This window comes from Micromonospora sp. NPDC047557, assembly GCF_043205095.1.
Classification (GTDB): domain Bacteria; phylum Actinomycetota; class Actinomycetes; order Mycobacteriales; family Micromonosporaceae; genus Micromonospora.
On the sequence record NZ_JBIDDK010000004.1, the window covers coordinates 407,133 to 425,740 of the forward strand.

The 18,608-nt window shown below is 72.7% G+C and carries 18 protein-coding genes; 3 read left to right on the top strand and 15 right to left on the bottom strand.

Annotated features, from left to right (window positions below):
* Nucleotides 1-9: 9 nt before the first annotated feature.
* From ACGGAQ_RS14660 to truB, 5 genes are all read right to left on the bottom strand, one after another.
* Nucleotides 10-1,407, bottom strand: a complete 1,398-nt coding sequence (locus ACGGAQ_RS14660) for a M16 family metallopeptidase (protein WP_393048728.1) — start codon at nt 1,405-1,407, stop codon at nt 10-12.
* A gap of 47 nt (nt 1,408-1,454) precedes the next feature.
* Nucleotides 1,455-3,851, bottom strand: coding sequence for a polyribonucleotide nucleotidyltransferase (locus ACGGAQ_RS14665; protein ID WP_393048731.1), 2,397 nt, complete (start codon nt 3,849-3,851; stop codon nt 1,455-1,457).
* 226 nt (nt 3,852-4,077) lie between these two features.
* The gene (rpsO, locus tag ACGGAQ_RS14670) at nt 4,078-4,347 is read right to left on the bottom strand and encodes a 30S ribosomal protein S15 (RefSeq protein WP_007456699.1); all 270 of its coding nucleotides are present in this window, start codon (nt 4,345-4,347) and stop codon (nt 4,078-4,080) included.
* A gap of 190 nt (nt 4,348-4,537) precedes the next feature.
* A complete protein-coding gene (locus tag ACGGAQ_RS14675; RefSeq protein WP_354857671.1) occupies nt 4,538-5,467 on the bottom strand; it encodes a bifunctional riboflavin kinase/FAD synthetase in 930 nt (309 codons plus the stop codon).
* A gap of 77 nt (nt 5,468-5,544) precedes the next feature.
* Nucleotides 5,545-6,429: a tRNA pseudouridine(55) synthase TruB gene (truB, locus tag ACGGAQ_RS14680; protein ID WP_393048735.1), complete on the bottom strand. Its 885-nt coding sequence runs from the start codon at nt 6,427-6,429 to the stop codon at nt 5,545-5,547.
* Between the two features lie 189 nt (nt 6,430-6,618).
* Between truB and ACGGAQ_RS14685 the strand changes: the two genes are divergently transcribed.
* A complete protein-coding gene (locus ACGGAQ_RS14685; protein ID WP_393048738.1) occupies nt 6,619-7,635 on the top strand; it encodes a hypothetical protein in 1,017 nt (338 codons plus the stop codon).
* Nucleotides 7,636-7,650: 15 nt separating this feature from the next.
* Here ACGGAQ_RS14685 and ACGGAQ_RS14690 read toward each other — a convergent pair whose 3' ends face one another.
* The 10 genes from ACGGAQ_RS14690 to rimP form a co-directional block, all read right to left on the bottom strand.
* Entirely contained in the window at nt 7,651-8,973 is a 1,323-nt protein-coding gene (locus ACGGAQ_RS14690) for an MATE family efflux transporter (RefSeq protein WP_393048740.1), read from the bottom strand.
* Nucleotides 8,974-9,423: 450 nt separating this feature from the next.
* The gene (locus tag ACGGAQ_RS14695; protein ID WP_234588302.1) at nt 9,424-9,633 is read right to left on the bottom strand and encodes a DUF6186 family protein; all 210 of its coding nucleotides are present in this window, start codon (nt 9,631-9,633) and stop codon (nt 9,424-9,426) included.
* Nucleotides 9,633-10,040, bottom strand: a complete 408-nt coding sequence (locus ACGGAQ_RS14700; RefSeq protein WP_393048743.1) for a hypothetical protein — start codon at nt 10,038-10,040, stop codon at nt 9,633-9,635. Before ACGGAQ_RS14700 ends, ACGGAQ_RS14695 begins: the two co-directional genes overlap by 1 nt.
* A 127-nt stretch (nt 10,041-10,167) precedes the next feature.
* Nucleotides 10,168-11,226: a bifunctional oligoribonuclease/PAP phosphatase NrnA gene (locus ACGGAQ_RS14705; RefSeq protein ID WP_393048746.1), complete on the bottom strand. Its 1,059-nt coding sequence runs from the start codon at nt 11,224-11,226 to the stop codon at nt 10,168-10,170.
* Nucleotides 11,223-11,726 carry a 30S ribosome-binding factor RbfA gene (gene rbfA / locus ACGGAQ_RS14710; RefSeq protein WP_393048749.1) on the bottom strand — a complete coding sequence of 168 codons (504 nt, stop codon included), beginning with the start codon at nt 11,724-11,726 and terminating at the stop codon, nt 11,223-11,225. Before rbfA ends, ACGGAQ_RS14705 begins: the two co-directional genes overlap by 4 nt.
* Before the next feature lie 128 nt (nt 11,727-11,854).
* Entirely contained in the window at nt 11,855-12,151 is a 297-nt protein-coding gene (locus ACGGAQ_RS14715) for a DUF503 domain-containing protein (protein WP_234588255.1), read from the bottom strand.
* Nucleotides 12,152-12,241: 90 nt separating this feature from the next.
* Nucleotides 12,242-15,253 carry a translation initiation factor IF-2 gene (gene infB, locus ACGGAQ_RS14720; protein ID WP_393048752.1) on the bottom strand — a complete coding sequence of 1,004 codons (3,012 nt, stop codon included), beginning with the start codon at nt 15,251-15,253 and terminating at the stop codon, nt 12,242-12,244.
* Nucleotides 15,254-15,344: 91 nt separating this feature from the next.
* Nucleotides 15,345-15,677, bottom strand: coding sequence for a YlxR family protein (locus tag ACGGAQ_RS14725; protein ID WP_393048755.1), 333 nt, complete (start codon nt 15,675-15,677; stop codon nt 15,345-15,347).
* 16 nt (nt 15,678-15,693) lie between these two features.
* Nucleotides 15,694-16,737: a transcription termination factor NusA gene (gene nusA, locus ACGGAQ_RS14730; protein WP_393048758.1), complete on the bottom strand. Its 1,044-nt coding sequence runs from the start codon at nt 16,735-16,737 to the stop codon at nt 15,694-15,696.
* On the bottom strand, nt 16,734-17,465 hold the full coding sequence (rimP, locus tag ACGGAQ_RS14735; RefSeq protein WP_393048761.1) for a ribosome maturation factor RimP: 732 nt from the start codon (nt 17,463-17,465) through the stop codon (nt 16,734-16,736). Before rimP ends, nusA begins: the two co-directional genes overlap by 4 nt.
* Before the next feature lie 154 nt (nt 17,466-17,619).
* On the opposite strand from rimP, the gene ACGGAQ_RS14740 reads away from it, so the two are divergent.
* Both ACGGAQ_RS14740 and ACGGAQ_RS14745 read left to right on the top strand, forming a co-directional pair.
* A complete protein-coding gene (locus tag ACGGAQ_RS14740; RefSeq protein ID WP_393048764.1) occupies nt 17,620-18,147 on the top strand; it encodes a hypothetical protein in 528 nt (175 codons plus the stop codon).
* On the top strand, nt 18,144-18,581 hold the full coding sequence (locus ACGGAQ_RS14745; RefSeq protein WP_393048767.1) for a ferritin-like domain-containing protein: 438 nt from the start codon (nt 18,144-18,146) through the stop codon (nt 18,579-18,581). The genes ACGGAQ_RS14740 and ACGGAQ_RS14745 overlap by 4 nt, the downstream gene beginning before the upstream one ends.
* The last annotated feature ends 27 nt before the right edge of the window (nt 18,582-18,608 follow it).

Here is an 18,608-nt window from a genome sequence, read left to right on the forward strand (position 1 = left end):
CGACGGCCGTCAGGCGGAGAAGTCGCCCTCGCCGAACGGGCCGACCACGGCCAGCGACATCGGCCGGCTGAGCAGCTCGGCGGCGAGGGTGTTCACGTCCGCGACGCTTACCTCGTCGACCCGGCGGAGCAGCTCGTCCACCGGCATCAGGTCGCCGTAGAGCAGCTCGCCCTTGGCCAGTCTGCTCATCCGGGAGCCGGTGTCCTCCAGGCCGAGCACGAACGAGCCCTTGCTCATCCCCTTGCCCCGGGCCACCTCGGCCTCGGTCAACCCGTCGGCGGCCACCCGGGCCAGCTCGGCGCGGGTCAGGGCCAGCACCTCGTCCACCTTGCCCGGCGCGCAGCCCGCGTAGACGGCGAACAGGCCGCTGTCGGCGTACTGGCTGGCGTAGGAGTAGACCGAGTACGCCAGACCGCGCTGCTCACGGATCTCCTGGAAGAGGCGGCTGGACATGCCCCCGCCGAGGACGTTGTTGAGCACCCCGAGGGCGAAGCGCCGGTCGTCGGTGCGGTCGATGCCGGGGCAGCCCAGCAGGACGTGCGCCTGCTCGGTCTCCTTCGGCTCGACCAGGGTGGTGGCCGGCTTGGTGCGTACCGCCGGAGTGGCCGCGCGGTGTGCGGCCGGTGTGGCCGGGTCGCTGTCCAGGGGCGTGCCGCGCACGGCCTGCCGGACCAGCTTGACCACCGCGGCGTGGTCGAGGTTGCCGGCGGCGGCGATGACGATCTGCGGCGCGGTGTAGTGACCCCGGTAGAAGGACTGGATCTGCCTGCGGGTCATCGGCGTGACGGTCTCCTCGGTGCCGGAGATCAGTCGGCCCAGCGGGTGGTCGCCGTAGACGGCCCGGGCGAAGAGGTCGTGCACCTCGTCACCGGGTTCGTCGTCGTGCATGGCGATCTCCTCCAGGATCACGCCACGCTCGGTCTCCACGTCGGCCGGCTCCAGCAGCGAGTCGGCGACCAGGTCGCACATCACGTCGATCGCCAGCGGCAGGTCCTCGTCCAGCACGCGGGCGTAGTAGCAGGTGTATTCCTTCGTCGTGAAGGCGTTCGTCTCGCCACCCACCGCCTCGATCTGCGAGGAGATCTCCAGGGCGGTGCGCTTGTGGGTGCCCTTGAAGAGCAGGTGCTCCAGGAAGTGCGCGGCGCCGGCCTGCGGACGGGTCTCGTCCCGCGAACCCACCGCCACCCAGATGCCGAAGGACACGCTGCGCATCGCCGGGATCGCCTCGGTGAGCACGCGCAGGCCGCTGGGCAGCACGGTACGACGTACCGTGCCGCCCAACGGGTCGTCGCTGAGCGTCCGGGTCACCGCGCGAGCGGCGCCGCCGGAGCGGCCCGCCCCGGTGTCCCGAGACGCGGCCACCCCCCGTCGATCCGGTGGAAACGGCGCACTGAAGGCCCGACTCACGTGTTGCTCCCGGTTCGACGAGGGGTGGGTGATGCGGTGTACGACGATCAGCTGTGCCGGGTCCGGCGGCGCGGACGCTCGCCGCCCTCGCCACCACCCTCGCCGCCGCCACCCTCGCCACGGTTGTCGCCGCGCTCCGGGCCACGCCCGCCACGGTCGCCGCCGCGCTCACGGTCGCCACGGTCACGCGGACCCCGGTCGCCGCCCCGGTCCCGACCGGCCGGCCGGTCGCCACCGGCAGCCTCGCCGGCGGCCGGCGCCTCGGTGCCCTCCGGCCGGACCTTGTCCAGGTAGATCTTGCCGCGGGCGTCGATGTCCGCGATCTCGACCTCGACCCGGTCACCGACGTTGAGGAAGTCCTCAACGCGCTCGACCCGCTTGCCGTCGCCCACCTTGGAGATGTGCAGCAGACCGTCACGGCCCGGCAGCAGCGAGACGAACGCGCCGAACGCGGCCGTCTTGACCACCGTGCCGAGGAACCGCTCCCCCACCTTCGGCAGGGTCGGGTTGGCGATCCCGTTGATCCGGTCGACGGCCGCCTGGGCCGACGGGCCGTTGGTGGCGCCGACGTAGATCGTGCCGTCGTCCTCGATGGAGATCTCGGCGCCGGTCTCGTCCTGGATCGCGTTGATGGTCTGACCCTTCGGGCCGATCACCATGCCGATCTTGTCCACCGGGATCTTGACGGTGGTGACCCGCGGCGCGTAGTCCGACATCTCGGCCGGAGCCTCGATCGCGGCCCGCATGACACCGAGGATGATCTGCCGGGCCTCGTTCGCCTGCTGCAGCGCGGCGGCCAGCACGTCCGACGGGATGCCGTTGAGCTTGGTGTCGAGCTGCAGCGCGGTGACGAACTCCGGCGTGCCGGCGACCTTGAAGTCCATGTCACCGAACGCGTCCTCGGCGCCGAGGATGTCGGTAAGCGTCACGTACTGCGTCTTCCCGTCCACCTCGTCCGAGATGAGCCCCATGGCGATGCCGGCGACCGGCGCCTTCAGCGGCACACCCGCGGAGAGCAGGCCGAGCGTCGACGCGCAGACCGAGCCCATCGAGGTGGAGCCGTTGGAGCCGAGCGCCTCGGAGACCTGCCGGATGGCGTACGGGAACTCCTCGCGCGACGGCAGCACCGGGATCAGCGCACGCTCGGCGAGCGCACCGTGGCCGATCTCGCGCCGCTTCGGCGAGCCGACCCGGCCGGTCTCACCGGTCGAGTACGGCGGGAAGTTGTAGTTGTGCATGTAGCGCTTGCGGTTCTCCGGGGACAGCGTGTCCACCATCTGCTCCATGCGGAGCATGTTCAGCGTGGTGACACCCAGGATCTGGGTCTCGCCGCGCTCGAACAGCGCCGAACCGTGCACCCGGGGCAGCACGCCGACCTCGGCGGTCAGCGGCCGGATGTCGCGCGGGCCGCGGCCGTCCATGCGGACCTGCTCGCGCAGCACGCGGTTGCGCACCTCGGACTTGGTCAGCGAGCGGAAGGCGGCGCTGAGCTCCTTCTCCCGACCCTCGAACCGAGCGCCCAACTCCTCGGCGACCCGGGCCTTGACCCGGTCCAGGGCTTCCTCGCGGTCCGCCTTGCCGGCGATGGTGACCGCCTCGGCCACCTCGCCGCGGGCCAGGTCGGCGACCGCGTCGTACACGTCGTCCTGGTAGTCCAGGAAGACCGGGAACTCGGTGACCGGCTTGGCGGCGACCTCGGCCAGCTCGCTCTGCGCGCGGCACAGCTCACGGATCGCCGGCTTGGCGGCCTCCAGGCCGCTGGCGACGATCTCCTCGGTCGGGGCGGTGGCACCGGCCGAGATGAGGGCGACGGCGTTCGGGGTGGCCTCGGCCTCGACCATCATGATCGCGACGTCGCCGTCGTCGAGGGTGCGGCCGGCCACGACCATGTCGAAGGTGGCGCGGGCCAGCTCCTCCAGGGTCGGGAAGGCGACCCACTGGCCGTCGATGTGGGCGACCCGGGTCGCGCCGATCGGGCCGGAGAACGGCAGGCCGGAGAGCTTGGTCGACATCGAGGCCGCGTTGATGGCCACCACGTCGTACGGGTGCTGCGGGTCGAGCGCGAGGATGGTCTCGACGACCTGGACCTCGTTGCGCAGGCCCTTCACGAAGGACGGGCGCAGCGGCCGGTCGATCAGGCGGCAGGTGAGGATCGCGTCCTCGCTGGGCCGACCCTCACGGCGGAAGAACGAGCCGGGGATGCGGCCCGCCGCGTACATCCGCTCCTCGACGTCGACGGTCAGCGGGAAGAAGTCGAACTGCTCCTTCGGGTGCTTACCGGCGGTGGTGGCGGAGAGGACCACCGTCTCGCCCAGCTGGGCGATGACGGAACCGGCGGCCTGGCGAGCCAGCCGACCGGTGGAGAAGGTGATCTCGCGGGTGCCGAAGGACCCGTTGTCGATCACGGCGGTGCGGGATTCGGTGCCGAGTTTGGTCTCGGTCATGTGCTGTCGTGCTCCTTCGCGTCGTGGGCCCGCGACGTCGGGGAGCTGCTCAGCCGGCCGGTCTTCGATCGAAGCGCCCGGGTGGCCGGCGTACTGCCGGGTTCCCGGGGGCCACTACCGGAGACCGGTACGCTGACCGGCTCCCTCTCGGGTTGGTCGCGCGGCCCGTGTTCTTCAGGTGGGACGCCGATCGGGGGAGCGGCCGGTGGGCCACTCCCCCGTCACGTCACCGGCGCAGACCGAGCCGCTCGATGAGCGTCCGGTAGCGGGCAATGTCCTTCTTCTGGACGTAGTTGAGCAGCCGACGGCGACGGCCGACCAGCAGCAGCAGCCCACGGCGGCTGTGGTGGTCGTGCTTGTGCACCTTCAGGTGCTCGGTCAGCTCGGCGATCCGCTTGGTGAGGACCGCGACCTGGACCTCCGGCGAACCGGTGTCGCCCTCGGCGGTCGCGTACTCCGCGCGGATGCTGGCCTTGGCTTCCTGGTCGAGCGCCATGTTCTCCCTGTTTCGATGGGTTGATCAAGTAGGTGTCCGTCGTCCCGATGGACCGGGAACGGACCGGTACCTCGCACCCGCGGCGTCGAGCAGGCACGCGAGGCCCCACGCCGGTCACCCGACGTCCCCGCAAGACTACCAGCACCCACGGGTAACAGCCGGCCAAGGGCCTGCGCGGCCCGGTGGATGATCAGCTCAGAGCGCGCCGGGTGCGTGCGACGTCCTGTTCGATCTGGGCGATCAACGGCTCGATCGAGTCGTACCGGACCTGACCGCGCAGGTGCGCCACGAAGTCCAGGGCCAGCCGCTCGCCGTACAGGTCGCCGTCGAAATCCAGCGCGTACGCCTCCACCCGCCGCTCCCGACCGGAGAAGGTCGGGTTGGTGCCGACCGACACCGCGGACATCAGCGGCTCGGACTGACCACGACGGATCAGGCGGGCGGCGTACACCCCGTCGGCGGGCACCGCCGCGTAGCGGTGGCAGAGCAGGTTCGCGGTGGGGAACCCCAGCACCCGGCCGCGCTGGTCACCGCGGACCACCACGCCCTCCACCCGGTGCGGGCGGCCCAGCGCGGCCGCCGCGGCGCCCACGTCACCGGCGTCGACGCAGGAGCGGATGTACGTGGAGGAGAAGACCGTGCCGTCCTCGGCGACCAGCGGGCCGCCCTCCACCCCGAAGCCGAAGGTCTTCCCCAGCCGCTCCAGCAGCGCCACGTCGCCCGCCGCGCGGTGGCCGAAGCGGAAGTTGCCGCCGACCACCACCAGCGCCGCGTGCAGGTGCTCGACCAGGATGTCGTGCACGAACTGCTCGGGCGGCAGCCGGGAGAACTCCGGGGTGAACGGCACCACGCAGAGCACGTCCACGCCGAGCGCCTCGATCAGTTCCGCCTTGCGGGCCGGCTCGGTGAGCACGGCCGGGTGCGAGCCGGGGCGGACCACCTCGGCCGGGTGCGGGTCGAACGTGACCACCACCGACTGCACGCCCAGCTCCCGGGCCCGGGCCACGGCGTGGCCGATGGTCGCCTGGTGCCCCTTGTGCACGCCGTCGAAGACGCCGATGGTGACGACCGAGCGCCCCCAGCCGCCGGGCGCCGCGTCGTACCCCCGCCACCGCTGCATGCCGTTCCTCTCCTGCTGTCCCGCTGGTCGGCGGGTCGACACCGCCGGCCGGAAGCTGGCGGACCTGCGTCCCGCCGTCAGGCCGGGGCGAGCACGATCTCCGCGCGGGCCCGCCCGTCCCGCTCGCTGACGATAGCGATCAGCCCGCCGGTCGGTCCGAAGACGGCGTACGGCCCGGCGATGCCGGCCGGGTCCAGCGGACCGCCGTGGCCGAGCACCTTCGCCTCGTCGGGTGTCGCCTCCCGGCGCGGGAAGAACCGGTCGGCCGCCGCGTCCAGCGGCAGGTTCACCACGGCCGGGGCGCGCTGCTCCAGCTCGTCGAGCGTGGCCGCCTCGGCGAGGGTGAAGGCGCCCACCGCGGTCCGGCGCAGCGCGGTGAGGTGCCCACCGACGCCGAGCGCCAGGCCCGCGTCCCGGGCGATGGCGCGGATGTACGTCCCCGAGGAGCAGGTGACGTCCACGTCCACGTCCACCACGTCGGGCTCGGTGCGGCGGATCGCCAGCACCTCCAGCCGGGAGATGGTGACCCGCCGCGCCGGCAGCTCGACGCTCTCGCCGTCGCGCACCCGCTTGTACGCCCGCTGACCGTCGATCTTGATGGCGCTGACCGCGCTCGGCACCTGGTCGACCTCCCCGGTCAGGGCCGTCAGCGCGGCGTGGATGGCCGCGTCGGTGACGTGACCGGCCGGGGTGCTGGCGATCACGTCGCCCTCGGCGTCGTCGGTGACGGTGGCCTGGCCGAGCCGGATCGTGCCGGTGTAGCTCTTGCCCGCGCCGATCACGTAGGTCAGCAGTCGGGTGGCCCGCCCCACACCGATCACCAGGACTCCGGTGGCCATCGGGTCGAGGGTGCCGCCGTGCCCGACGCGGCGGGTCTTCGCCAGCCGGCGGATCCGCGCCACCACGTCGTGCGACGTCATGCCGCCGGGCTTGTCGACCACGATCAGACCATCGGTGCTCACGTCGCCCAAGCCTGCCAGACAGCCTCTCGGCGACCGGAGTCGCCCGGCGCCCCTCCGACCGACCCAGGCCCGCTGTCGCCACGGCGGCGCCCTGGTGCCGGCTGCTGCCGGGCGCGTCGAACGGGACAGCGCCGCCGTCGACCGGATGCGAAGATCACTCGCCCGTTCCCGCCGAACCAGGACTACACGATGACCAGCGAAGACCCCGCCAGCCCACCGCAGACCACCGACCGGTACGCGGTCGCCAGCGAGACCGACGACATCCGGGTGCCGGACTGGATGCGGGGGCCGGCGACCGAAACCCCCGTGACCGGCGCTGATCGGCTGCGGCTGCGCTGGGAGCAGCACGCGGGCAAGCTGCTCGGCGGCGTCGGCGGACTGGTCGCCCTGGTGCTGCTGGCCGTGCTGGCCTGGAGCGGGTACAGCACCGTGCAGCGGATCCACGACGGGGAGCCGCTGCTGGGTCGGGGCTCCTCCACGGCGCCGCCCCGGCCGGTCGACGAGAGCGGCAACAGCCTCGGACCGTTCGTCGGCACGCCGGCGGAGACGTTCGCCGTGGGCGCGGCGGCCATCACGCTCCCGGCCGCCAAGGCTGCCGCGCCGTTCACCGCCAAGCAGGTCGGTGACGCGTTGGCGAAGGTCAAGGGGGCGTTGATCCAGAGCCGACTCGACCCGTCCATGCTCTTCGGCGATCCGGACCAGTTCCTCGCCCTGCTGGCCCCGGACGCCCGCGCCGACCTACGCACGGACTTCACGCAGGGGACGAACCTGAACTACGCCACCCGGGTCGACCGCGCCGCCGACCCGAACCTCGACCTCGCCGACGGCATCCGGGCCAGCGGCACCGTGGAGTACCAATCGACGACCGACAGCGACGGGATCCGGGTGCTGGCGATCACCACCCGGTTCATCTGGGTCTACTCCTTCGACCTGCCCCGCCCGCAGGCGTACGCCCCGGGCGCCGAACTCGTCACCCTCCGGGACCAGGTCGTGTGGCACCTGCCGCATTCCGACGACGTGCGGGCAGGCTCGGCCGGGCTGTGGGTGGACAGCGCCGACGTGACGGTGCTCAACGCGACGTGCGCGGCGATCCGCAAGGGCCGGATCGACCTGGAGACGGTGCCCGAGGTGGGCCTGCCGAACACCGCGCCGACCGGGGACGTCTACGGCCCGGGTTGGCGTCCCGGCGACGGCGAGGACTGCTGAGCCGGGGGCGGGCCGTCAGCGGATCGCGCCGACCACGGCCCAGGCGCCGCTGCGCAGGCGCAGCAGCAGGGCGACCAGCCGGATCGCCACGAAGAGGGTGAGCCCGGCCCAGATGCCGCCCAGCCCCAGGTCGAGCCCGTACGCCAGCCAGATGGCCGGCAGGAAACCGCCCAGCGCCGCCACGATGGTGAGGTTGCGCAGGTAGCGGACGTCACCCGCGCCGATCAGCACGCCGTCGAGCGCGAACACCACCCCGGCCAGGGGCTGCATGGCGACGAACCACGGCCAGGCCACCATGGCCTGCTCGCGTACCTGCTCGTCGGAGCTGAACCAGGACGGCACGACGCCGGCGCCGGCGGCGATGAGCAGTGCGAAGGCGACGCCGCAGACGCCGCCGAGCAGGCCGATCCGGCGGGCCAGCGCGCGGGCGTCCGCCGCGTCACCGGCGCCGAGCGCGGCACCGACCAGGGACTGCGCGGCGATGGCGAGGGCGTCGAGCACCAGCGCCGTGAAGAACCAGAGTTGCAGGGCGATCTGGTGTGCGCCGACGGCGGCGGCGCCGAAGCGGGCGGCGACGGCCGTCGCGGAGAGGAAGCTGGCCTGGAACGCCACGCCCCGGATCAGCAGGTCCCGACTGAGCACGAGTTGCTGGCGGATCACTCGGGGTCGGGGCCGCAGCGAGACCCGTTCGGCGACCAGCGCCGCGGCGAAGAGCCCACCGGCGATGGTCTGGGCGACCACGTTGGCGACCGCCGAACCGGTCAGGCCGAGCCCACCCGGATAGACCAGCAGCGGGCAGAGCAGCGCGGAGAGCAGGTTGGGGCCGAGCACGAAGAACAGCGGCCGCCGGGTGTCCTGCACGCCGCGCAGCCAGCCGTTGCCGGCGGCGGCGAGCAGCAGGCCGGGGGCGCCGAGCGCCGCGATCCGCAGCCACCCGGCGGCGGCGTCGGCCACGTCGCCGGGACCTCCGGCGAGGGTACGCGCCAGCGCGCCCCCGCCGATCTGCATGCCGATCGCGACCAGCAGCCCGACGCCGAACGCGAGCCACGACGACTGGACTCCCTCGGCCACGGCCGCCGCCCGGTCGCCGGCGCCGAAGCGGCGGGCCGACCGCCCGGTGGTGCCGTACGCGACGACGGTGCCGAGCCAGGCGGTGAGCGTCATCACCGTGCCGCCGACGGCGAGCGCCGCGAGCGGCACCCGACCGAGGTGACCGACGACGGCCGTGTCGACGAGCACGTAGAGCGGCTCGGCGGCGAGGACGACGAGGGCTGGCAACGCGAGGCCGGCGATGCGGCGTGGCGAGGCGGATCGGTCGGTGGTGGCAGGGTGGCTCATCGCCGCCGATCCTGGCACGACGACGGTAAGGATCGCAATCCCGCCGAGGACTTACTCCAGCGGCGGCGTCATCGCCCGGCGGACTGGCTCACTGGCGGGTGTCCATCGACGTCTGCAGCGCGCGGCGGGCCTGCTCGCGGGCGTCGTCGGTGGTGGTCTCGGGCTTGGGCTTGTTGGGCATGGTGGCGCTCCTTCCAGGGTGCGAGCCACCGGCACGCGGCAGCCCTCACGGGCGGTCGTGCTGAGCGCCCCACGGCGGTCCGGGGTTACCGGAGCAGCCGACTGGGCAGCGTGAGCCCGGGTCGGTCCGACCCTGGAGGGAGGCAGCGCGAGGTGTGGCACCACCGCCCACGACCTGCATCACCACGTGATGCCGGCCGCCTCCCAAGTTATCGTTCAGGTCCACATGCTGCTCCCGGTTCCCGCCATTTGGACGGTCGGCAGCCCGGCTCAGCGGGCCAGGAAGTGCCAGCCCAGCCACCACCAGAACCCGAACAGACCGATCCTGCCCACCGGCACCGAACCGACCTCGTAGCGCATCACGTACGCGCAGACCTCGCCCAGGGTCGGTATGCGGGAGCCCTCCCGCCGGGCCAGCCACTCGACCCCGACGAACAGGGCCAGGGCGGTGAGGAAACCGCCGATCGCGAGCGCCCGCATCATCGCCGCACCAGCCCCCAGAACGCGGCCAGCCAGGCGAACCAGGCCGCCGACCGGGTCAGATGATCCTCCAGCAAGGGGTCGGCCAACCGGGAGAAGGTGGGGAAGTCGTCGCCCACGGCCAACACGAAGGTCGCGCCCTCGAAGACCCCGAAGACCACCACCGGCAGTGCCCACCACGCCGCTTTCGGGCCCAGCCGACGCGGCGCCGGCCGCCGGGGCACCCGGTTGCTCAGACCGAGCCAGATCAACACGCCGCCGGTGCCGAGCGTGTAGAGATTGGCCTCGGTGGAGAACGACGCGAACCGGCCGCCAACGAGGGACAGGCAGAGGAGAACCGGGACGGAGACGGCGGGCCGGTCCCAGGCTCGGGGGGCCTCCACGGTGAGGTCGTGCGGCTGCTCCATCCCGCAATTCTTCCCGTTCTCACGGAGCGCGGCTAGACCGACACCCCCCGGAGCTGACCCTGAACTTCCCGCCCCGGACGGAAACGTGGACGGGCCTGGTCGGCTGCGCCGGACGGCCCGGGAGCGGTCAGGCGTCGCCGGTGATCAGTGCCCCGGCCAGCTCGCCGCGGATCGCCTCGATGACGTGCTCGGCGGTCCCCCGACCGGTGAACCCGGCCGCGAACGTGTGGCCGCCCCCGCCCAGCGCCACCGCCACGCGACTGACGTTCACCGCGCCCTTGCTCCGCATCGACACGGCCCACTCGTCGGGGGCGGTCTGCTTCAGCACGCAGCTCACGTCCGCCTCGGCGGTGCAGCGCACCGAGTCGATCAGCGCCTCCAGGACGTACGGCCGCTGGTCGTGGCGGGCCAGGTCGTCGAGGGTGGCAAAGGTCCACACCAGCCCTCGGCCGTCGGCGGCGGCCGGCTCCAGCCGAGCACGGCCGAGGACCTCCCCGAAGAGGCGGACCGCGCCGAAGGGTCGGGTGTCGAACACCCGCCGGGAGATGTCCCCGGGCGAAATGCCGGTGGACAGCAGCCGGGCGGCAAGCTGGTGCACCGCCGGAGTGGTCGCCTCGAACCGGAACGAGCCGGTGTCCGTGGTCAGCGCCACGTACAGGCACTCGGCGATGGCCCGATCCAGCGGTACGCCCAGTCGCGCCAACAGCTGCTCGGCCACCACTGACGTGGCGGCGGCCCGCGGGTCGACCAGGTTGACGGTGCCGAAGCCCGGGTTCGAGGCGTGGTGGTCGAGCACCAGGACGGCAGGAGCCGTGGACAACCGACCGGCCAGCTCACCGAGGCGCGACTCGCTGGCCGCGTCGAAGCAGATCACCAGATCCGGAGCCGGGTCCGCGGCGCTCGCCGGGACCAGCAGCTCCAGGCCGGGCAGCCCCCGGAACGGCTCGGGCACCTCCGGCGGCCCGGGAAAGGTCGCCTGCAACAGGTGTACGCCGAGCTGGCGCAGGCCCAGACCGAAGCCGAGCATGCTGCCCAGCGCGTCGCCGTCCGGGTTGACATGGCAGATCAACAGCACCCGGCTGGTCGGCGTCAGGGCACGGATCAACGCCTGGGCCGCGGCCCAGTCCGCCTCGGCCGGGCCGGCGTCGACCGGCGCGACGAGTTGGGCACCGGCGGCGCCCGTCACCGCGCTGCCCCACCCCGGGGGATCTCCGTGACGTCGGCGGCCACGTCGGCCTCGTCGTCGTCGGCCTCGTCGTCGGCCTCGTCGTCGTCGACCCGGTACGGCTGCGCCTCGCCCGCGTACTCCGCCCGGGCGGCAAGCCGCTGCACCTCCGCGTCGGCGTTGCGAGCGGCGGCGAGCAGATCGTCGATGTGCTTGACCTGGTCCTGCACGTCGTCCAGGACGAAGGTGAGCGTCGGCGAGTGCCGCAGCCCGAGCGCCTTGCCGACCGTGCTGCGCAGCAGCCCCTTGGCGCTCTCCAGAGCCGCCGCGGTGTCCGCCTGGGCCACCGCGTCGCCGAGGACCGTGTAGAAGACCGTCGCATCGCGCAGGTCAGCGGTGATCCGGGCATCGGTGATGGTGATCATGCCGAGCCGCGGATCCTTGATCTGGCTCCGCACCACCGACGCGACCAGCTCACGCACCCGTTCCGCGTGCCGGCGTACCTTGGCCGGATCAGACATCTCGCCACCTCCACGGCGTCCTGCTCCCGGCCGACCCGGCGACCCTGGGGCCGCCGGCCCGACCGGCCAACATCTCGAACACTACCTTCGCGGCGGCACCGGTCGCCCGGCACCGCCGGCACCCCGGGTCAGTCGTCGTCCACGCCGTACAGCCGGCGTCGGACCGACAACAACTCGACCTCGGGACGCGCGGCCACCAGGCGCTCGCAGGAGTCGAGCACCTCGCGGACGTGCGCCGCTTCGGCGGCGACCACGGCCACCGCTATCTCCGCTCGACCGTGCAGGTCGAGCGCACCCACCTCGGCGGCCGAGACCTCGAAGCGGCGCAGCGCCGCCACGATCGGCCGTACATATGATCTCTTGGCTTTGAGCGACCGGGAGTCGCCCGGCAGCAGCAGGTCGAAGACCGCGTTTCCGGTGAACATCGCCCCGGACGATACCGGCAACCCGCCCCGCATGATCAAGGGGTTTACGCCGGTTGGCGTAAACCCCTTGATCAGCGTGTCACTGCCGGATCAGGCGCGAGCCTTCTCCCGCATCTCGAACGTCTCGATGACGTCGCCGACCTGGACGTTGTTGTAACCACCCAGGGTCAGACCACACTCGAAGCCCTCGCGGACCTCCGTGGCGTCATCCTTGAACCGCTTGAGCGAGGTGATCGTGAGGTTGTCCGCCACGACCGCCCCGTCCCGCAGCAGGCGCGCCTTCGCGTTGCGCCGGATGATGCCCGACCGGACGATACAACCGGAGATGTTGCCGATCTTGGACGAGCGGAAGACGTCGCGGATCTCCGCGGTGCCCAGCTCGACCTCCTCGTACTCCGGCTTGAGCAGGCCCTTGAGCGCTGCCTCGATCTCCTCGATGGCCTGGTAGATGATCGTGTAGTACCGGATCTCCACGCCCTCGCGGTCGGCCATCTCACGGACCTTGTTCGAGGCCCGCACGTTGAAGCCGATGATCGTGACCGGCTCCGACGAGGCACTCGCGAGCATGACGTTGCTCTCGGTGATCGCGCCGACGCCCCGGTCGAGGACCTTGAGCTGGACCTCCTCGGGGATGTCGAGGTTGAACAGCGCGTCCTCCAGAGCCTCCACCGAACCGGAGACATCACCCTTGAGGATGAGGTTGAGCGACGTCTTCTCGCCCTCCTTGAGCTGCTCCATGAGCGTCTCAAGAGTGGCCCGACCACGGGAGTTGGCGAAGGACGCCGCCCGCCGCCGTGCCTGCCGCTGCTCGGCGATCTGCCGCACCGTACGGTCGTCCGCCGCGGCGAGGAACGTGTCGCCCGCGCCGGGAGGCGCGGTCAGACCCAGCACCATGACCGGACGCGCCGGACCGGCCTCGGTGAGCTGGTTGCCGTTCTCGTCGAGCATGGCCCGGACCCGGCCGTGCGCCCCACCGGCGACGATCGAGTCGCCCGCCCGCAGGGTGCCCTTCTGCACGAGCACCGTCGCCACCGCACCGCGACCCTTGTCCAGGTGCGCCTCGATGGCCACACCCTGCGCCGGCCCGTCGATCGGAGCGGTCAGCTCCAGCGACGCGTCGGCGGTCAGCAGGACAGCTTCGAGCAGTTCCTCGATGCCGATGCCCGGCTTCGCAGCCACGTTGACGAACATGGTGTCGCCGCCGTACTCCTCGGCGACCAGGCCGTACTCGGTCAGCTGCTGGCGGACCTTGTCCGGGTTGGCCTCCGGCTTGTCGACCTTGTTGACCGCGACCACGATCGGCACGTCGGCCGCCTTGGCGTGGTTCAACGCCTCGATGGTCTGCGGCATCACGCCGTCGTCGGCCGCGACCACCAGGATCACGACGTCCGTCACCTGGGCACCACGGGCACGCATGGCGGTGAACGCCTCGTGACCCGGGGTGTCGATGAAGGTCACCGCGCGGTCCTCGCCCTCGTGCGGGACGTGGACCTGGTAGGCACCGATGTGCTGGGTGATGCCACCGGCCTCGCCGGCCACGACGTTCGCCTTACGGATCGCGTCGAGCAGCTTGGTCTTACCGTGGTCGACGTGACCCATGACGGTCACGACCGGCGCACGACTGACCAGACGCTCCTCGGCCACCTCCGCGTCGAGGTCGATGTTGAACTGCGCGAGCAGCTCGCGGTCCTCGTCCTCCGGGCTGACGATCTGCACCTCGAAGCCGAGGTGCTCACCCAGCAGCTGCAGGGTGTCGTCAGAGCAGGACTGGGTCGCGGTGACCATCTCGCCCAGGTTGAACATCTCCTGGACCAGCGAACCCGGGTTGGCGTTGATCCTGTCGGCGAAGTCCGACAGCGAGGCGCCACGGGAGAGCCGGACGACCTGACCCTGACCCCGGGGAGCACCCGAGCTCATGGTCGGAGCCGACAGGTTGTCGAACTCCTGTCTGCGCTGCTTCTTGGACTTGCGGCCACGCGTCGGCCGGCCACCCGGACGCCCGAAGGCACCCGCGGCACCGCCGCCACGGCCACGACCGCCGGCACCCGGACGACCGCCGCCGGAGGGAGCGCCCGGACGGAAACCACCGCCGGGAGCACCGCCACCGCCGCCGGGACCGCCACGGTAGCCACCGCCACCACCGGCACCCGCGCCGCCACCGGGGCCGCCGCGGTAACCGCCGCCACCACCGGCGCCGCCGCCGGGACCACCACGGAAACCGCCGCCACCGCCACCGGGACGACCCGCGCCGCCACCGGGACGACCGGCGCCACCCGGGCCGGGACGACCGGCAGCCGGACGCTGACTCGGCATGGACGCCGGGCTGGGCCGCGGCGGCATGGAGTTCGGGCTCGGCCGCGGCGGCATACCCGCCGGGCTGTTGGGCCGGGGGCCACCCGCACCCGCGGCCGGCGGCCGCTGCTGCTGGCCACCCTGGATGCCGAACGGGTTGTTACCGGCGCCGCGCGCCGGCGGACGACCGCCCGGTCGGGCACCGGGACCCGGCGCCGGCGTGCTCGGCCGAGCGGCCGGCGAACCGGGACGGGGCGGCATCGCGGCCGGACCCGGCCGCGGACCGGGGCGGTTGCCGTCTGCCGGAGGCTCCCGGCGAACGGGGTTGTCCCGCTGCTGCTGGCGGGCGGCCTGCGCGGCCTTGACCGCGGCCTCCTGCTCAGCCTTCAGCGCGGCGGCACGCGCCTCCGCGGCCGCCACCTCGATGTCGTGGGCACTCGCCGGCTTGGCGACCGGGGCCGCAGACTGCGGCGCACCGGGCACCGGACCCTTGGGCTTCGGACCGGGTGCCGGCGCGGCCGGCCGCCGAGGCGGCATCGGCTTCGCCGAGACCCGGGGGGCGCCCGGGGTCGGAGACGGCGTCGGGGTCGGCGTCGAAGCCGGCGTCGGCGCGGGCGCCGACGGGGCGGCCGGCGCCGGAGCACCGGAGGACGCGACGAATGCGTTACGCAGCCGTCGGGCGACGGGCGCCTCGACCGTGCTGGACGCGGACTTGACGAACTCGCCCATTTCCTTCAGCTTGGCGAGAACGGTCTTACTCTCGACCCCGAGCTCTTTTGCAAGCTCGTGTACGCGGGCCTTGCCTGCCACTGCACTCCTCACTCCGAGGTCGTGCGGGCAGCACCCGCAGACCTCACTCGTGCACTTGAAGCCTGGTCATTTCAGGGACTTCATCGTGTGCTCATGTCGGTCGTCCTACCCTGCTAGCGACCCTCGCCCGGTCGGGCTGACCGGACGTAGTGGTTGGCGCATCGACGTGCTCTGCCAGCACACCGTGGTCGAGGACCTCGGTGATGCGCAGCGCTCGCCCGAAGGCGCGGCGCCGCACCGCCAGCGCGAAGCAGGCCGGATCCGGGTGCATGTTCGCTCCCCGACCCGGCAGCCTGCGGCGCGGATCAGGCTGGAGGCTGTGACCAGCCTCGTCCCCGATCGCGATGACCCGCAGCAATTCGCTGGCCGGCGCACGTTGCCGGCAACCCACACAGGTGCGCTCCGGCTGCGCGCGTCGTACCACTGGAGGAAGTCTACCCCTAGCTGCCCGAGATCGCGCCGCCCGGCTCCCGCACATGCTCGGCCGCGCCCCGCGCGGCCGGTGTGGTCTGCTCCGCGTCGGACCGAATGTCGATCCGCCAACCGGTCAACCGGGCAGCGAGTCGGGCATTCTGCCCCTCACGGCCGATGGCGAGCGAGAGCTGGAAATCCGGGACGGTCACCCGGGCGGCCCGGCCGGCCAGGTCCACCACCTCGACGCGCAGCGCCTTTGCCGGCGACAACGCGTTGCCGACGAAGGTGGCCGGGTCGTCCGACCAGTCGATGATGTCGATCTTCTCACCGTGCAGCTCGCTCATCACCGCGCGCACCCGCTGGCCCATCGGACCGATGCAGGCGCCCTTGGCGTTCACCCCGGGGGTGGTGGAGCGGACGGCGATCTTCGTACGGTGACCTGCCTCACGGGCGATCGCGCCGATCTCGACGGTGCCGTCGGCGATCTCCGGGACCTCCAGCGCGAACAGCTTCTTGACCAGTGCCGGGTGCGACCGGGACAGGGTGATCTGCGGCCCGCGCATGCCCTTGGCCACGTGCACCACCACGCACCGGACCCGCTCGCCGTGCGCGTACCGCTCGCCGGGCACCTGCTCGGACTGCGGCAGCACGCCCTCCAGCTTGCCCAGGTCGACGCTGACGATGCCCTTCTCGGTACGGGTCTCGTGCGCCTGCACCACACCGGTGACCAGGTCACCCTCGCGGCCCACGTACTCGCCGAAGTGCACCTCGTCGGTGGCCTCCCGCAGACGCTGGAGGATCACCTGCTTGGCGGTCATCGCGGCGATCCGCCCGAAGTCGTGCGGCGTGTCGTCCCACTCGCGCACCAGGGAACCGTCGTCGTCCATCTCCTGCGCGTACACCAGGGCGGCGCCGGACTTGCGGTCGATCTCCACCCGGGCGTGCGGCTCGGCGCCGTCGGTGTGCCGGTAGGCGGTCAGCAACGCGGTCTCGATCGCCGCGAGAATCGTGTCGAACGGGATCTCCCGCTCGCGCTCGAGTGCGCGCAGCGCCGCGAGGTCGATGTTCACCTCTCCTCGTCCTCCACATCATCTTCGTCGTCGATGTCGTCTGAATCGTCGTTCTCGTCGGTCTCGTCCGCGTCGTCGAACTCGTCCGGCTCACCCAGCTCGGCGAGGCGGGTGAACTCGACCTGCACGCGGCCCGGACCCAGCTGGGCGTACGCCCACACGGTCTGGCCGTCGTCGGTCTCCAGCCGCACGCCCTCGTCGTCGGCCCCGACCACCCGGCCGGTCAGCTGGCGGTCCCCGGAGGGCTGCTCGCCGCGCTGGCCGGGCAGCGCGACCGCGCCCCGGACGGTGACCTTGACCAGCCGGCCCACGTTGCGCCGCCAGTGCCGGGGCAGGGTGAGCGGCCGGTCCACACCCGGCGAGCTGACCTCGAGCTGGTATTCCCCGGCGAGAATGTCGCCGCCGGTCTCCTCGGCGGCGTCCAGGGCGGCCGAGACCGCGCGGGAGACGTCCGCGACGGCGTCCAGGTCGATGCCGCCGTCGGCGTCCACGATCACCCGCACCACGTGCCGGCGGCCGGCCCGGGAGACCGACAGGTCCTCCAGGTCGTAGCCGACGCCGTTGACCACCGGCTCGATCACGGTCCGCAATCGGGTACGCCGTGCCGCGAGATCACCGCCGCCGCGTGGGGCGGCAGCGCGCGGAGTGGCTCCGTCGCGCGGACCCCGGGAGCCCGCGCCGTCGCGGGGTCGACCCGTCGACCTGGTGGCACGGCCACGCTGCGTCATCTGCGCACCCTCTCCCTGGTCGACCGGGACCCTCGTCCCGCCATGCCGGCACGCCACCGGAGCGGACGCGCCGGTGGCTGCGCAGAGCGTAACGCGCCTGCCCGGCGGCGGACCGGGCGGCGCACCGACGGCGATGGCCCCCGGACGGGCCCGGATGGTGTTCACTGGCCCGGTGGGGATCGGCAGAACGACACCGCGGGACCAAGTATCCGGACATCACCGGCGAAAGCTCCTGCGCGCCGGGGCGCTGCTGGCGCTCGGCTGCGCAGCGGCGCCGCTGACCGGCTGTGATCTTTTCGACCGCGACGACGAGCCGGCGCCACCGCCGGACCCGCTGCGCCCGATGGTCGACGAGTCGCTGGGCCTGGCCGCCGCGTACCGGGCGAGCGCCGCCGCGCACCCGGAGCTGGCCGACCGCCTCGGCCCCATCGCCGAGACACACACCGCGCACGCCACCGAGCTCGCCCGGGTGATCGGCCTCGCTCTCCCATCCACACCCGCCGCCGACCCGAGCGCCACCGCAGCGACCGAGCCGGCCGGCGCGCTGGCCGCCCTGCGCGCGCGGGAGAAGACCGCACAGCAGTCCGCCACCGCGGCCTGCGCGGCGGCGCCCGCCGAGCGGGCGGCGCTGCTCGGGTCGATCGCCGCCGCGCGGGCCACCCACCAGGAGGCACTGAAGTGAGGCAGCCCACCGCCGGGGAGGCGCTCGCCGCCGCCCTCTCGGCCGAGTACGCGGCCATCTACGCCTACGGGCGGATCGGCGTTCGGCTCACCGGGGCGGCACGCGAGTCCGCACACCAGGCGGAGGCCGCACACCGACGCCGGCGCGACGCGCTGGTCGTGCAGCTCAGCACCACCGGCGGCACCATTCCGCCGGGCCGGGCCGGGTACGCGCTGCCGTTTCCTGTCACCGACCGGGCGAGCGCCCTGCGGCTGGCCGTCGAGGTGGAGGAGCGCACGGCGGCGCACTGGCGGGCCGCGTTGGCGTCCACCACCGGCCCGGACCGCGACCAGGCGCTGGCCGCCCTGGTCGAGTACGCCGTACGGGCCACACGGTGGCGCAAGACCGCAGGTGTGACCCCGGCGACTGTCGCATTTCCCGGCCGCCCGACCTGAACCGGTCCGCTCCGGTTGCGGAGCGCA